Origin of the sequence: Bacillus sp. BML-BC051, assembly GCF_019656175.1 — a bacterium.
In the GTDB taxonomy this organism is placed as follows: domain Bacteria; phylum Bacillota; class Bacilli; order Bacillales; family Bacillaceae_G; genus Bacillus_A; species Bacillus_A mobilis.
Genome location: NZ_BPLI01000030.1, coordinates 124,961 through 140,632, shown reverse-complemented (window position 1 = coordinate 140,632; position 15,672 = coordinate 124,961). Strand labels below are relative to the sequence as shown.

The window sequence follows — 15,672 nt, the reverse complement described above, 5'->3', positions numbered from 1 at the left end:
TCAAATCCTGTCTTCCCGATTTTCCAAAAACATGGGGCCTTAGCTCAGCTGGGAGAGCGCCTGCCTTGCACGCAGGAGGTCAGCGGTTCGATCCCGCTAGGCTCCACTTTTTAATATCATTTATGGCGGTGTAGCTCAGCTGGCTAGAGCGTACGGTTCATACCCGTGAGGTCGGGGGTTCGATCCCCTCCGCCGCTACCATAAAGGACCTTTAGCTCAGCTGGTTAGAGCAGACGGCTCATAACCGTCCGGTCGTAGGTTCGAGTCCTACAAGGTCCACCATTAGACGTTTCTATCTCGGAGGTATACCCAAGTTCGGCTGAAGGGATCGGTCTTGAAAACCGACAGGCGGCGAGAGTCGCGCGGGGGTTCGAATCCCTCTACCTCCTCCATTTTTTTCTAAAGTAAATATTTTATCATCGCGGGGTGGAGCAGCACGGTAGCTCGTCGGGCTCATAACCCGAAGGTCGCAGGTTCAAATCCTGTCCCCGCAACCAAATGGTCCCGTGGTGTAGTGGTTAACATGCCTGCCTGTCACGCAGGAGATCGCCGGTTCGACCCCGGTCGGGACCGCCAGTTTTTACATAAAGGCTCGGTAGCTCAGTCGGTAGAGCAGAGGACTGAAAATCCTCGTGTCGGCGGTTCGATTCCGTCCCGAGCCACCATTTTGAAATCGCAAGCCGACTTAGCTCAATTGGTAGAGCAACTGACTTGTAATCAGTAGGTTGGGGGTTCAAGTCCTCTAGTCGGCACCACTTTCAAAATGAGCCATTAGCTCAGTTGGTAGAGCATCTGACTTTTAATCAGAGGGTCGAAGGTTCGAATCCTTCATGGCTCACCATTTATAATTTAATGCGGGTGTAGTTTAGTGGTAAAACAAGAGCCTTCCAAGCTCTGGTCGAGAGTTCGATTCTCTTCACCCGCTTTTCAATTATGGGCCTATAGCTCAGCTGGTTAGAGCGCACGCCTGATAAGCGTGAGGTCGATGGTTCGAGTCCATTTAGGCCCACCATAATTGTTCCGCAGTAGCTCAGTGGTAGAGCTATCGGCTGTTAACCGATCGGTCGTAGGTTCGAGTCCTACCTGCGGAGCCATATTACAGAGAAGTACCCAAGTGGCTCAAGGGGCTCCCCTGCTAAGGGAGTAGATCGCGAACGCGGTGCGAGGGTTCGAATCCCTTCTTCTCTGCCAGAACTGGCCCGTTGGTCAAGTGGTTAAGACACCGCCCTTTCACGGCGGTAACACGGGTTCGAATCCCGTACGGGTCATACTAAAAGAGATAGCATAATCTGCTATCTCTTTTTTGTTGTGTAAAAGTAGACTTTGGATAGTCTGCTTTTTTTTATGGATTTCTTGTGGCTTTAGTGCTTGATAGTAATCATTGTAATAAGTTGTAGGAGATTTATATATATACACTTATTTTTGCAACCTTTTTATTCTCTCATTCGACTATATTAGTAAAGGGAGGAAGAAATAAAAATGGACATAGCGTATCTAGTAAAACAAGCAACAAGAGGAAATGATCAAGCATTTGAACAACTTATTACTTTTGTTCGCCCAAAACTATATCGAACAGCCTATTCTTATGTAAGAAATGAACAAGATGCACTGGATATATACCAAGAAACAATTTATGAAGCATATCTTTCATTGAGAAAGTTAAAAAAGCCGGAGAAATTTCAAAGTTGGATTACTAAAATTCTTGTTTTTAAATCCATTGATTTTGTAAGAAAATCCTCTAGACAATTTGTTGCGAATGATGAAATGTTTTCTAATTTATGTACAGAAGAGAGCATGAATAAATTAGAGCAATCGTTGGATTTAATCGAGGCATTTAATTTCTTAGATCCTACTTACAAAACTATTATTGTATTAAGGTATTATCACGATTTATCTATTAAGGAAATTGCTGAGATTCTTAATTCTCCAGAAGGAACCGTAAAATCTCAATTACATCGAGCAAAGCAAGCCTTACGCCCCATTTTAAAGGAGGGATATAGTTATGAATAAAGAAGAATTTAATCACCATATCAATGATATTCCTATACCAGAAGACCGGTTAATTCAAAGAGAAAAAACAGCCATGCTTCAAGCTAAGAAAAATCAATACCGTAGAAAAAAAACAATCAAGTATTCTAGTCTTGTTGCTTGTGGAATATGTGTTTCTCTCTTAGGTTCTGGATTCATTTCTCCTACTATGGCAAAGACATTATCGAGTGTTCCAGTTATAGGCTCCATTTATGCACAATTTAATGATATTGCTTCTGATAAAATTGAAAAGGATGAGCTTGCTACATCAATTGAGAGACAAGATAAGCATAGTGGCTTAACGATGAATGTGAAAGAGGCTGTTTACGATGGTGGACGTTTAGTGGTCACGGTGGAATACAAAGGAGAAAACCCTATTTCCAAAAGTAATGAAGAGAAAGCTGGATTTAGTTATGTAACCATTAATGGGAAAGAAGTTAGAGCTGCAATAGGTTCTACTGCACAGAAGTCAAAAGGACAAAACACTATTATTGAGCAGCATGAATTTACTCTGGCTAATTACGGTGAATTTGGTGATAAAATTGATGTTTCCGTCCATGGGAAAGATTTATTTGGACAAACAGGAACATGGAACGTAGCATTTCCTCTTACAAAAGTTGAAGGTGAGATTCGTAAATTTACTCCTAATATAAAAACATTAACGAAAGATAATCTGTATGCATTAACAGTAGATCAAGTAATCTTTTCTTCACTTTCAACGAGGATTGATTTGACCTTTGATTATCCAAAAGAAATGGAAGCTAATGATAGCTGGCCAGCACTTGATTATACTGTCACTGATGATAAAGGAAAAATCTACGAAGGAGTCAGCTTGCAAGTTGGTAGCACGGGATTATACGGACACCATGTTGTTTTAGCTCTTCCACCGATGGATAATCCTCCAAAATCGTTAACAATTGAGCCCGCGTATCTTAGTGGTCTAAATGATACATTAAAAAATGGAGGTGCTGAAGATTTGAAAACGACTGTGTTGCTACAATAATTGAAGAGCTTGGCTAGGTTTCCATGTCTATTGAATGTTAATAAATGATGGTATGTTAATTTGACGTGTATGGAAAAAACATCGATATCCAGCTAAGATAAATTTGTATCCATATAATCAAAAGACGCTATTCTTTTTGTAGAAATATGCAGAAAGGATGGCGTTTTTTATGCTATTATCATTGTCGAGTTTTGTTGGTAAGTCTATATAGTGCAAAAATCGCTGGAATAATTTCCTTTACCGACAAAATACCTTTCACAATCTAAAGAAAACGCCTCCATTGAGATTGATTTCATACTTGATTTAATAACTTTACACTCTATGTGAAAAAGTTCACAAATAGGTCATAATTTGTGAAGTAATTCACAATAATACGTGCTACAATATGAATGTAAAGAAGTTAAACAACATTAAATTAGTATTTTAATTAATTACTTAAACAATCATAAAAAAATAGATGTGAACAATAGAGAGGGGAAATTAACATGAAAAAAGGTATCAATCGTGTAGTATTAGTAGGAACAGGAGCTGTAGGTTGTAGTTACGCTTACTCAATGATCAACCAAGGTGTAGCTGAAGAATTCGTACTTGTAGATGTTAATGAAGCAAAAGCAGAAGGAGAAGCAATGGACTTAAGCCATGCGGTACCATTCTCTCCATCACCAACAAAAGTTTGGAGCGGTAGCTATGCAGATTGTAAAGATGCAGATTTAGTAGTTATCACTGCTGGATTACCACAAAAGCCAGGTGAAACTCGTTTAGATTTAGTTGAGAAAAACACAAAAATCTTTAAACAAATCGTTCGCGGTATTATGGATAGCGGATTCGATGGAATCTTCTTAATCGCAACTAACCCAGTTGATATTTTAACTTACGTAACTTGGAAAGAATCTGGTCTACCAAAAGAGCGCGTAATCGGTTCTGGTACTACTTTAGACTCTGCTCGTTTCCGTTACATGTTAGGTGACTACTTAGATGTAGATCCACGTAACGTTCATGCTTACATCGTTGGTGAACACGGTGACACTGAACTTCCAGTATGGAGCCACGCTACTATCGGTGTACAAAAACTAGAAACAATCTTAGCTAACAACGAACAGTACAAACAAGAAGACTTAGATAAAATCTTCGAAAACGTACGTGATGCAGCTTACCATATCATCGAGCGTAAAGGTGCAACTTACTACGGAATCGGTATGTCACTACTTCGTGTAACTAAAGCAATCTTAAGCAACGAGAACAGCGTATTAACTGTATCTGCATACCTTGAAGGACAATATGGTGAGAAAGATGCTTTCGTAGGTGTTCCAGCTGTTATTAACCGCGAAGGTGTACGTGAAATCGTAGAACTTGAGCTAAATGAAGATGAAAAAGCGAAATTCGCTCATTCTGTAAAAGTATTAAAAGAAACAATGGCACCAGTACTATAATAATTGCTAAATAATTAAGAGGCGGGAAACTGCTTCCTACCTCTTAATTTTTATATAATTTAAAGGATTTACCGAAAGGTTACTTTCGTCGTGGAACTGAGAAGCTACCACTTCAAGCTTTGCTAAGTGGCGAGTAGTTCACTATAAATTCCTTTTCCGGTTTCCCTTGTATATCCCCAATATACCCCTTTTGCTGGATAAGGGTCGTTTATAGAAAAGAGCACTCTACTTTACGTAGAGTGCTCTTTATTATTATTTTTTAGGAGTTAATCCTAATTTCTTTAAAATATCTGCAAGTGTACCGCTTTTTGATTTTTCAACAGGCATTTGTGATTTAGATGCATCTGGCCCTTTTTTCAAGAAGTTCTTTTCAACGAAACGAATATCTTTTTCGTCGATAATACCATCTTTGTTAAGGTCGCCGTCTTTCACAGATAGTCCTTTTTTACCAAAGTTGCTGGCGATAATTTCTGCATCTTTCACATCGATTACTTTATCTCCATTTACATCACCTGCAAGGTTTTCATCAAAGCGTGCATAATAATATTGGCCAAGTAGCTTACCGTCTTTTTCGGTACCTAATTTCGTTGTTAGTCGGCTTGTTAAATGTCCTGGAACTTCTACGTACAAGTTGTAGTCGCGTTTATTAACAGGAAGTCCATTCAGTTTGAAGTAACCGTATTTATCAAGTGAGCCTTCAAACTTATGACGATAAGAATCTGTTGCATATACTTTTACGCCAAGCTTTGTATAATCGAATTTCTCATCTAAATAGCCACGTTCATTTAAGAATGCACCAGGTTTAATATTACCTCCTACTAGTGAGTTTAAAGACATCACTGAGAATGTTTGATCTTGAAGGACACGCATTCTGTTTGGCTCTAATTCACCTTGTTTCCAGTAAGCAAACACTGCTAAATCTAATTGAGCATTTGCTTCATAAAATTCATCATTTTCTACTTTGAAAGTTACATCAATGAACGGGAAATCACCATCTAACCCAGCAAAGTTTTTGTCATCGATAGCTCCGCCTACTGTAACAGAACCTTCTTCTAATTTCGGTTCATTCACTTTTGCCGTTACACCTTTTTCAGAAAGGAGCTTTTCAAAAGCTGGATTTAATTTCGCATTTGCAAATTTGAAGTTTTTCTCTAGGAATTTTACGTTAAATTCTCCAGATACAAATTGTTTCACATGTTTCGCGTTTAGCGTCACAGTGAATTCATCATCTTTATATAATTCCTTTTTATCGTAACTAGCTTTTGCATATTGAGCGCCTTGCGGGATAAACCAATAGTTATTTACACCGCTTGGGTAGTCAGGACCTGCAGTTGCATAATCGAAAATATATACGCCTGTATTCATTGGGCCTTCCACCTTAAAGGATTCAGGAGTAATGCCAACTTTAAAGTCACCATTTGCATTAATAGGCAAAAACTTATGCAAGTATGGAGAATAATCATAGTACATAACACCGTTCGCTTCTTGCGTAATGTTAAATCCTTTTCCTTTTAAGTAGTCAACGTTAGAATCATATACATTTCCTTTAATCCATAGTGCTTTTTTACCGTCTTCTACTGTATAGTTTTCTTCATTTAATTCATAAATACCAGGCTGTAAGCCAGTTAATTTCACTTCTGGCGGTGTATTATCAATTACGACATAATCACCTTTCACACGTGCTTTCCCGGCTTTATCATAGCCAACAAATTCAATTGTGTAATCTCCTTCTGGTAAGTCGATTTTCTCATCACCAATTGGTTTTGCAGGATCATTTGTAAAAGGATATACTCTGCCGTTAAAGAATGAATCTAAGTAGTAATATACATCCGTTTTTAGTCCACTCGTGTTTAACGTTCCGATGAAGCCGAGAGCCTTATTTGTTTTCGAATCTTTCACGATAAGATCTAACGTCTCCAGTTCGCTGTTTAATTGGAATGCCCCGTGCAAATACGATTCACGGTATGGATTGAATTTAGATGTATCAGTTGAGATTGTTTTTCTTGATAATAGTGCATTTTCAATACCAGGCTCTGATACGCGAATAGAGAACGGAATTTGATACGTTTCTTCTTTATTTTTCGTGTTTGTAATATGGATGTATCCTTCATATCGGCCTTGCTTTGCACCAGCTGGAATATTAATTTTTGCTTCAATTTCATCTGATTTGCCAGCATCAATTGTAATTGTTTCAGCAGTAGAAACTTTTACACCGTTTGCGGTAGCATCGTTAATAGCAGAAGATGCTGGTGTATAAGAAATTTCTGTTTTAAATTCTTTCTTCTCTTGTTTATTGCGGTTTTCAACTTTAATTTTTCGTTTTTGTTCAAGAGATTCCCCGTCTTTTTGATAGTACTTACCGAATGCAATGGATCCAGTTTCTTCGGGTACTTCAATCACTTCATCATTGACAACAGTTTTTGTCGTATCTAACACTTTAAAACTTGTTTCCGTGTGAACAGAGTTATAAGCATCTACTCGTCCAGCTCCCACTTCATATACGGAATACTTTTCTTTTAAATCGTCAGCCGTGTTCATAAGAGATGTTTTTACATCAAATGGAGAGTATTCTGGATGCTCTTGCAAAATAAGAGCAGCAACGCCAGCGATATGAGGAGATGCCATGGATGTTCCTTGCATACGTTCATAGGAAACATCGTAGTTTTCGCCCTCTTGCGGGTCGTTAATATACTCAGGTACTGTTGAAAGTACAGCAACACCAGGCGCTGTAATATCAGGTTTAATATCATCATTTGATGTAACCGGGCCGCGTGAGCTAAAGTCTGCAAGATGATCGCCTTCTGTTTGAATGTAATTGATTTCATCGAAAGTTAAGGATGTTTTGCCTTGTTCAATTTGAGCTTTTAGTTTTTCGCCATCTTCTTTCGTTAGGCGGAATGCAGGAATGTATTTTGTGCTTTCGCCAATGTAGTAAGAAATTTCTCCATCCACATTGTTATAAATAATAACTGCCTTTGCACCAGCTTGTTTCGCATTTGCGATCTTTTCATCAAATGAGATTGTACCGCGTACAACGAGAGCGATTTTTCCTTTTACATCCTTTTTACTAAACTCATCAGGAGTACCGATTCCGACAGATTCAATAGGTAGAGATTGTCCTTTGAAATCTTCTATTTTATCAGTGAAGTTTTTGCCGAATAAAATTAGGTTAGGGAATTGTAATTGTCCAGCATGACCTGATAGTTTTGGTAAGGAAATAGAGCTATCACTTGCTCCAACTGTAATAGCAAATGGAGAAGCACCTGGTGATCCGAGTGTCGCTGGATTTGGACCAGAGTTCCCAGCAGCAACGACTGTAACAACGCCCGAAAGCATCGCGTTATTGACAGCGATAGACGTTGGATCAAGCGGATTGTTGCTATCGTCACCTAACGATAAGTTAATGACGTTCATACCGTCAGAAATAGATTTATCGATTGCAGCGATAATACCAGAACTATCTCCGCTTCCATAAGGACCGAGTACACGATAGTTATACAGTTCAATGTCAGGTGCAACACCTTTTACTGCGGAATCTGATTTGTTTTTCTTTTGAGCAGAAACGATACCTGCTACGTGAGTACCATGCGCAGTGTAGAAGGAAGAACCACGATCATCAAATTCAGGAGCACCAGATTGTTGCCACTCTGTATAAGTTGTTTCCATCGGATCTGCATCGTTATTAATAAAGTCCCAACCTTTTACGGAGTTTGGGTCTACCTTACTAGAATCTTCACCTGCTTTTGCGCGATAGCCTTTATACACGTCTTTTAAGTCAGGATGATTGTAATCAATACCTGTATCTAATACACCAACTTTAATTCCTTTTCCAGTAATGCCCTCGCTATGTAACTTATCTACTCCAATTTGCGGAATGCTATCTGTTAGTTTTTGAGGTGCTTTCTGCTCTGCTTGTTTTGGTAAATTTAATTTCACTTCGTAATCTTTCCAAATACGTTTTACAACGCCAATTCGTAACAATTCTTCCACTGTATTTGCAGGTAACGTGAGAGCAACACCATTTATCGCATGCTTATAAGAACGTTTAATTTGTACAGACTGGAAATTCCCTGACTTTACTGATGGGCTGAATTGATAAAGACGTTTTAATCCTTTTTGGAATTCCTCATGTTCTTGATCAATACGTGCTTTTATATTTTCAGGAGCAGCTTGTAATCCTTTTTCTTTTTGTTTTAATTCATTAATCTTTACTGGAGCCGTTTGAAATTCTACAATGATATTTACTGGTTCGGAACTACTCGTATTAATATCTGGCGAAATAGTAAAACCAGGATTGGCATCTAACGTTTGTAATGCCTGGCGCTGTTCTTTAGAAAGTTTTGATAGTAAAGACTGGGCGTTTGAAGAGTCAATTTGGTTAATAGGGTTTTCAGCAAGTACATTGAACGGAAGGGCAGTTGAAAATAGAACGCCAGCCGTTACAATTCCGGTAACAAAACGATTTTTCTTTTTCATATATAGGCCTCCGATAATTTATATTTTAAAATTTATTTCTCCACGCCTGGTGTTTGCTCTGCATGGAATGTCCAGTTTAGCTGTAAGGAATCACCCTGGAATTTATTTTGATTTTGGTCGTTGTCTTCAAAGGAGAAGAGCACGTGTAAATAATCTGTTTCACCAGATTTAATACCGTCTATTAAGTTATAACGTTCTAGAGATGTAGATACATCTTCAGGTTTCATAGTTTTTAATTCTGATAGTTTTGTTTCCCACAAAATTTCATGATCATCGTTTGGATTAGATGGCTTTCCATCATTCACTAAAAATTTGACGATGATGTGATCGCCTAAATCTTCACCATCATTATTTTGCTTTGCATCTGTAACTTCATAGGATGTTTCAAGTGCTACTTTTGCAATATCCAATGTCCCTTTATTTTCAAGCTTGAAGTTTCTTTCGATCAAATCACCTGGTTTTAAATCTTTCACATTAACAATTACACTTGGGTTAATAGAAAGATCTAGTGTACCAGCTTGAAATGAGTTACTAGATGTTTCAGAATCACTGAAATAGGCGAATACACCGCCGAATGTAAGGGATAAGCCAAGTGAAGCTGTGACAACTCCCATCCCAACCTTTTGTTTTAATGACATAAGAAAGCCCCCTAAATTAATTTTTATCAAACCTTCGCCTGGAGCATGGCTAGAGTAAACATAGTGTTTCAGTATGAATTATATTTGCGAAGGTTCAATGTTCTTTATTGAGAACAAGTATATGCTTGTGAATTTTTCATTTCAATAAAATTGTGACAAAAAATGTTGAGAAACATTTTTTTATGACAGATTATTTTGTTGCGATTTTAAGTGATAAATAGCGGGAAAAATAGGGTCAATCTAATAAAATAAGGGTTGAGAAATAAATAATAGGATGAAAGACTAGTAGGAAATGAAGCGTTTGCAATGAATATTCGTCAAAATTCGATATTTTACACAGCAAATTTGAATATTTTGAGTGAAAATAAAGAAAAAAACGAATATTTTTTAAAAAATAACAAGGAAATTTCAGTTTTTCGCAGAAATGATAAAGAGTAAAAAATTTCTGTCATCTTAGTGAGGTGAACATATTGGATGTAATAAATTGTGAAGAAGTGAAACGAGATGAGTTTCATACAGAAAAGTACTATGACAGTTATAACATCTTTGGGGCACATATTGTGACGGAAGATGGGATGCGAGGTGTACGATTCACAGTATGGGCTCCTCATGCGAAAGCGATGAGTGTTGTTGGAGATTTTAATGAATGGGATTATGAGCAACATAAGATGCTACAAGTGACAGAAGAGGGGATTTGGTCCTTGTTTGTACCGCATATTGAAGAGAATGAGATATATAAGTATGCGATTGAAACGATGGATGGTAACGTGATTTTAAAAGCAGATCCTTACGCAGTATATGCAGAAGTAAGACCAAATACGGCATCTGTAGTTTTTGATATAGAGGGATATGAATGGAATGATAAAAACTGGATTCGTAAGAGAAAGAAAAAATCGATTTATAAAGAAGCGATGACAGTTTATGAATTGCATTTCGGTTCTTGGAAAAAGAAAGAAGATGGCGCTCTGTATTCTTACAGAGAAATGGCCGAGGAGCTCATTCCGTATGTGGTGGAACATCAATTTACACATATTGAAATTATGCCGCTTGTTGAGCATCCATATGATCGTTCTTGGGGATATCAAGGAACGGGATATTATGCAGCGACAAGTAGATTCGGCACGCCACATGATTTGATGTATTTTGTCGATGAATGTCATAAATATGGAATCGGTGTCATTTTGGATTGGGTGCCGGGGCATTTTTGTAAAGATGCTCACGGTTTATATTTGTTTGATGGGACACCGACTTATGAATATAAAGATATGGATGTACAAGAAAACCTGGTATGGGGAACTGTTAATTTTGATTTAGGGAAGAGGGAAGTACGTAATTTCTTAATTTCAAATGCGTTATTTTGGATGAAGTATTTCCACATTGATGGTTTCAGGGTGGATGCAGTTGCGAATATGCTGTACTGGAATAAAGAAGGACAGGAACAAAGTAATGAGCACGCTGTTTCATTTTTACGAGAGTTAAATGAAGCGGTATTTGCAGAAGATGAAGATTTTCTTATGGCAGCAGAAGATTCAACAGCTTGGCCACTTGTAACAGCTCCAACGTATGAAGGTGGGCTTGGATTCAATTACAAATGGAATATGGGCTGGATGAATGATGTGCTGAAATATATGGAGTGCGCGCCTGAGTACAGGAAGCATATTCATGAGAAAATAACGTTCTCATTACTATATGCTTACTCTGAAAATTTCATATTACCGCTTTCTCATGATGAAGTCGTTCATGGGAAAAAGTCGTTATTAAATAAAATGCCAGGGGATTACTGGGATAAGTTTGCTCAACTTCGTTTATTATATGGATATTTCTTTACTCACCCAGGTAAGAAATTACTCTTTATGGGTGGAGAATTCGGGCAGTTTGATGAGTGGAAAGATCTTGAAGATTTAGATTGGAATTTACATGACTTTGAAATGCATCGTTATATGCATGATTACTTTAAAGAGCTCATAGCATTGTATAAGCGCTCCAAACCACTTTGGCAGCTTGATCATTCACCGGAAGGATTTCAGTGGATAGATGCTAATAATCATGAGCAAAGTATTTTCTCGTTTATCCGCCAAGGGGATAAACAAGAAGATGCGTTAGTTGTCGTATGTAATTTTACGAAAGCTACATATGAAAACTACAAAGTAGGTTTGCCAGATTTCGAGTATTATAACGAGATTTTAAACAGTGACGCTGAGCAATATGGCGGATCGGGGCAAGTGAATAAGAAACGTCTCAAGACGATTCAAGAACCGTATCATAATCAAGCGGCACATGTAGAAATTACAATTCCACCATTTGGCGTATCCATATTACGACCAGTGAAGACGAGAAAGGGGAGCAAAAAACAAGATGGCTCAAAAACAAAAATGCGTAGCAATGTTACTAGCAGGGGGAAAAGGTAGTCGATTAAGTGCATTAACAAAAAATTTAGCCAAGCCAGCTGTTCCATTTGGTGGTAAATATCGCATTATTGATTTTACGCTAAGCAACTGTGCGAATTCTGGTATTGAAACAGTGGGGATTTTGACGCAATATCAACCACTTGAACTTCATAATTATATCGGAATCGGCAATGCTTGGGATTTAGACCGAGTAAGCGGTGGAGTCACAGTGTTACCTCCTTATGCAGAATCTTCAGGGGTGAAGTGGTACACAGGTACGGCAAGTGCCATTTATCAAAACTTAAACTATTTAAGTCAGTACGAACCAGAATATGTTCTGATTTTATCAGGCGACCATATTTATAAAATGGATTACAGTAAAATGCTAGATTACCATATTGAGAAAGAAGCGGACGTTTCGATTTCTGTTATTGAAGTGCCTTGGGATGAAGCGAGTCGTTTCGGTATTATGAATACGAACGAAGAGATGGAGATTGTTGAATTTGAAGAGAAACCGCAATTTCCAAGAAGTAATCTTGCATCAATGGGAATTTATATTTTTAACTGGGCAATTTTGAAAGAGTATTTAGAGATGGATGCAAGAAATCCTGAATCTAGTAATGATTTCGGAAAAGATGTACTTCCGCTTTTATTAGATGAAGGGAAAAAGCTGATGGCGTATCCGTTTGAAGGATATTGGAAAGATGTTGGAACGGTGAAAAGCTTATGGGAAGCGAATATGGATTTACTTCGCGATGAAACGTCACTGAATTTAAACGATCGTAATTGGCGTATTTATTCTGTGAATCCAAATGAGCCACCTCAATATATTGCAGAAAAGGCAAAAGTAGAAGAATCACTTATTAACGAAGGATGCGTCATTGAAGGGGACGTGAAGCATTCTGTGTTATTCCAAGGGGTGACGGTGGAAGAAGGTAGTATGGTTATTGATTCTGTCGTTATGCCAGGAGCGAAGATTGGTAAAAATGTTGTAATTGAAAGAGCGATCGTTGGATCAGAAATGGTTATTGAAGATGGAACCATTATTCGTCCAGAAAAAAATGTTGACGATGTAGTACTCATTGCTGAAGGGAAATAGAAAAGGGGGATGAAATGAATGGGAGAAAAAATGTTAGGAATTATTAATGCAACGGGAAGTTTTCCTTCCTTAAAGAAAGTAACAGGGCATCGTTCATTAGCGGCGTTACCGTTTGGGGGCCGTTACCGACTCATTGATTTCATGCTTTCAAATATGGTGAATTCTAATATTCATAGTGTAGCGGTTTTTACAAGTCATAAAAACCGTTCACTAATGGACCATGTTGGTTCAGGAAAACAGTGGGATTTAGATAGAAAAAGAGACGGACTGTTTTTATTCCCGCCAAATTGCCAATGTGATCAAGATGAATTTGGTTCTTTTGCACATTTTAGAAGACATATTGATTATTTTTTAAGAGCTAGAGAAGAATACGTTGTTATTACGAATAGCCATCTCGTAACGGCGTTAAATTTTCAAGCGGTGTTAGAGCGACATATACATACGGCAGCTGATATTACTGAAGTTTGCCATGAAGGGGTTTCGCTTCAAACATACGTGTTAAAGAAACAATTATTGTTAGATTTATTTGAGACATATAAAGATGTGGAGCAATATAGTTTATTTGATGTAGTGAGAGAAAAGCGCGGAAAATCACTGCATATTGCTACGTATGAGCATACAGGATATGTAGCTATTATTGATTCGATTGAAAGTTACTATAAACATAGCTTAGAAATTTTGCAGCCTGCTATTTGGAAGCAATTATTTAAGAAAGAAGCACCGATCTTTACGAAAGTAAAAGATGAACCACCAACTCGTTACCTGAAGGGTGCAGCCGTGAAGAATACAATGATTGCGAACGGCAGTATTATCGAAGGTGAAGTAGAAAATAGTGTTATCTCCCGTTCTGTTAAAATAGGCAAAGGTTCAATTGTTCGTAATAGCATTATTATGCAAAAGAGCAAAATTGGAGATAACTGTATAATAGACGGTGTTATCATTGATAAAGACGTGAAAATTGGTGACGGTGTTGTACTAAAAGGAAACGCCGATGAGCCATATGTTATAGAAAAAGGAAGCATTCAAAATAGTACGATTAATAGTTATTCTTAAAAGAATCAGTGGGGGTTTTTCCTCCACTGATTAAAGCATTCATTCAAATGAAAACTCGAAGGGAGGAAGCTGCAAGGGAAGTCGTATAAGCTTTTCGTGCAGTGGGACAACAAGTGAATATTTTATTTGCAGTATCAGAATGTGTACCATTTGTTAAATCGGGAGGATTAGCTGATGTAGCAGGTGCGCTCCCAAAAGAGCTGAAAAAATTAGGTGTGGACGTTCGCATTATACTCCCAAATTATAGTCTTATTCCGCAAAAATTAAGGGATGGATGTACGTTACATAAAGTAATTAACGTCCCGCTTGGGTGGAGAAATCAATATTGTGGAATTTTAAAAGGTGAGCAAGACGGGATTACGTATTACTTAATAGATAATGAATATTATTTTAAGAGGGATTCTCTATATGGTCATTATGATGACGGAGAGCGTTTTTCTTATTTTTCGAAAGCAGTTTTAGAGTGTATTACGCATCTTGATTTCGAAGTGGATGTTCTCCATAGTCACGATTGGCATACAGCTATGGTGAATTTCTTACTGCGTGAAAAGTATCAAGATAATCCATTATATGAGCATATTAAAACGGTATATACGATTCATAACTTGCAGTTCCAAGGTGTATTTCCTCCCGAAGTGATGTACGACTTGTTAGAACTTGGTGACGAATATTTTCATAGTGAGCAGCTAGAGTTTTATGGAAATGTGAACTTTATGAAGGGTGGAATTATCGCTTCTGATCAAATTACAGCGGTTAGCCCGACATACAAAGAGGAAATTCAATATGAGTTTTTCGGTGAGAAGTTAGATGGGTTGTTACGAAAAAATAATGGTAAGCTTAGCGGCATCGTAAATGGAATTGATACGAGCGTATATAATCCAGAAACGGATTCGTATATTACTGCTCAGTATGATGCAGAGTCATTAGAGGAAAAGAATGAAAATAAACGCGCCTTGCAGCGTTATTTTGGTTTGCCAGAAAAAGAAGATACACCAATTATTTCAATGGTAACGAGATTAACGAAGCAAAAAGGTCTTGATCTAGTACGTACTGTATTCCGCGAAATAATGGAGGAAGATGTACAATGTATTATTTTAGGATCAGGTGATTCGGAATATGAGCAATTCTTTGAGTGGATGGCATACGAGTATCCTGAAAAGGTAAAAGTGTATATCGGATTTAATGAAGAATTGGCTCACCAAGTATACGCGGGAAGTGATTTGTTCTTAATGCCATCATTATTTGAACCGTGTGGACTTGGACAACTTATAGCATTAGCGTACGGTACGATTCCGATTGTAAGAGAAACGGGCGGATTAAATGATACGGTACAATCTTATGACGAAGAAACTGGAGAAGGAAATGGTTTCAGTTTCACGAACTTTAATGCACATGACATGTTGCACACGGTTCTTCGTGCAATTGAATTTTATCATGATAAACCGGTATGGGAGCAACTTGTAAAACAAGCGATGACTGAAGATTATAGCTGGGAGAAATCAGCTCTTGCTTATAAGAAATTGTATAAAAGTCTCATGGAATAACATGTAGGTGGTGA

9 protein-coding genes and 14 tRNA genes are annotated in these 15,672 nt (G+C 37.8%); 21 read left to right on the top strand and 2 right to left on the bottom strand.

Translation table 11 applies throughout. The features are described from left to right. Positions 1 to 33: 33 nt before the first annotated feature. The 17 genes from K5S59_RS14810 (at position 34) to K5S59_RS14730 (ending at position 4,461) form a co-directional block, all read left to right on the top strand. A tRNA-Ala gene (locus K5S59_RS14810) sits at positions 34 to 106 on the top strand. Between the two features lie 18 nt (positions 107 to 124). Further along, positions 125 to 201 (top strand) — tRNA-Met (locus K5S59_RS14805). Between the two features lie 4 nt (positions 202 to 205). Further along, positions 206 to 282: transfer RNA gene (locus K5S59_RS14800), tRNA-Ile, on the top strand. A gap of 17 nt (positions 283 to 299) precedes the next feature. Continuing rightward, positions 300 to 392, top strand: a tRNA-Ser gene (locus K5S59_RS14795). 28 nt (positions 393 to 420) lie between these two features. Then, positions 421 to 497 (top strand) — tRNA-Met (locus K5S59_RS14790). Positions 498 to 500: 3 nt separating this feature from the next. Further along, positions 501 to 576 (top strand) — tRNA-Asp (locus tag K5S59_RS14785). A gap of 13 nt (positions 577 to 589) precedes the next feature. Next, positions 590 to 665: transfer RNA gene (locus K5S59_RS14780), tRNA-Phe, on the top strand. Positions 666 to 679: 14 nt separating this feature from the next. After that, positions 680 to 755, top strand: a tRNA-Thr gene (locus K5S59_RS14775). A 10-nt stretch (positions 756 to 765) separates the two neighbouring features. Next, positions 766 to 841 (top strand) — tRNA-Lys (locus K5S59_RS14770). 13 nt (positions 842 to 854) lie between these two features. Then, positions 855 to 925 (top strand) — tRNA-Gly (locus K5S59_RS14765). 10 nt (positions 926 to 935) lie between these two features. After that, a tRNA-Ile gene (locus tag K5S59_RS14760) sits at positions 936 to 1,012 on the top strand. 7 nt (positions 1,013 to 1,019) lie between these two features. Next, positions 1,020 to 1,094 (top strand) — tRNA-Asn (locus tag K5S59_RS14755). Between the two features lie 6 nt (positions 1,095 to 1,100). Continuing rightward, positions 1,101 to 1,191, top strand: a tRNA-Ser gene (locus K5S59_RS14750). A 5-nt stretch (positions 1,192 to 1,196) separates the two neighbouring features. Then, a tRNA-Glu gene (locus K5S59_RS14745) sits at positions 1,197 to 1,268 on the top strand. A 211-nt stretch (positions 1,269 to 1,479) separates the two neighbouring features. Next, positions 1,480 to 2,010 carry a sigma-70 family RNA polymerase sigma factor gene (locus K5S59_RS14740; RefSeq protein WP_073516892.1) on the top strand — a complete coding sequence of 177 codons (531 nt, stop codon included), beginning with the start codon at positions 1,480 to 1,482 and terminating at the stop codon, positions 2,008 to 2,010. Beyond that, a complete protein-coding gene (locus tag K5S59_RS14735; RefSeq protein ID WP_098257937.1) occupies positions 2,003 to 3,031 on the top strand; it encodes a DUF4179 domain-containing protein in 1,029 nt (342 codons plus the stop codon). The genes K5S59_RS14740 and K5S59_RS14735 overlap by 8 nt, the downstream gene beginning before the upstream one ends. A gap of 485 nt (positions 3,032 to 3,516) precedes the next feature. Beyond that, positions 3,517 to 4,461 carry an L-lactate dehydrogenase gene (locus tag K5S59_RS14730; protein ID WP_000715344.1) on the top strand — a complete coding sequence of 315 codons (945 nt, stop codon included), beginning with the start codon at positions 3,517 to 3,519 and terminating at the stop codon, positions 4,459 to 4,461. A gap of 252 nt (positions 4,462 to 4,713) precedes the next feature. Here the strand turns inward: K5S59_RS14730 and K5S59_RS14725 are convergent, their stop codons facing one another. Next, a complete protein-coding gene (locus K5S59_RS14725; protein WP_120450969.1) occupies positions 4,714 to 8,937 on the bottom strand; it encodes a S8 family serine peptidase in 4,224 nt (1,407 codons plus the stop codon). Between the two features lie 32 nt (positions 8,938 to 8,969). Next, positions 8,970 to 9,575, bottom strand: coding sequence for a CalY family protein (locus tag K5S59_RS14720; protein WP_000053934.1), 606 nt, complete (start codon positions 9,573 to 9,575; stop codon positions 8,970 to 8,972). 470 nt (positions 9,576 to 10,045) lie between these two features. Between K5S59_RS14720 and glgB the strand changes: the two genes are divergently transcribed. From glgB to glgA, 4 genes are all read left to right on the top strand, one after another. Then, complete coding sequence (gene glgB, locus K5S59_RS14715) at positions 10,046 to 11,983, top strand: 1,4-alpha-glucan branching protein GlgB (protein WP_120450968.1); 1,938 nt, start codon at positions 10,046 to 10,048, stop codon at positions 11,981 to 11,983. After that, positions 11,931 to 13,061, top strand: coding sequence for a glucose-1-phosphate adenylyltransferase (gene glgC / locus K5S59_RS14710; RefSeq protein ID WP_000057613.1), 1,131 nt, complete (start codon positions 11,931 to 11,933; stop codon positions 13,059 to 13,061). Before glgB ends, glgC begins: the two co-directional genes overlap by 53 nt. A gap of 18 nt (positions 13,062 to 13,079) precedes the next feature. Further along, on the top strand, positions 13,080 to 14,114 hold the full coding sequence (gene glgD, locus K5S59_RS14705; protein ID WP_000504141.1) for a glucose-1-phosphate adenylyltransferase subunit GlgD: 1,035 nt from the start codon (positions 13,080 to 13,082) through the stop codon (positions 14,112 to 14,114). Positions 14,115 to 14,227: 113 nt separating this feature from the next. Continuing rightward, a complete protein-coding gene (gene glgA / locus K5S59_RS14700; protein ID WP_120451113.1) occupies positions 14,228 to 15,658 on the top strand; it encodes a glycogen synthase GlgA in 1,431 nt (476 codons plus the stop codon). The last annotated feature ends 14 nt before the right edge of the window (positions 15,659 to 15,672 follow it).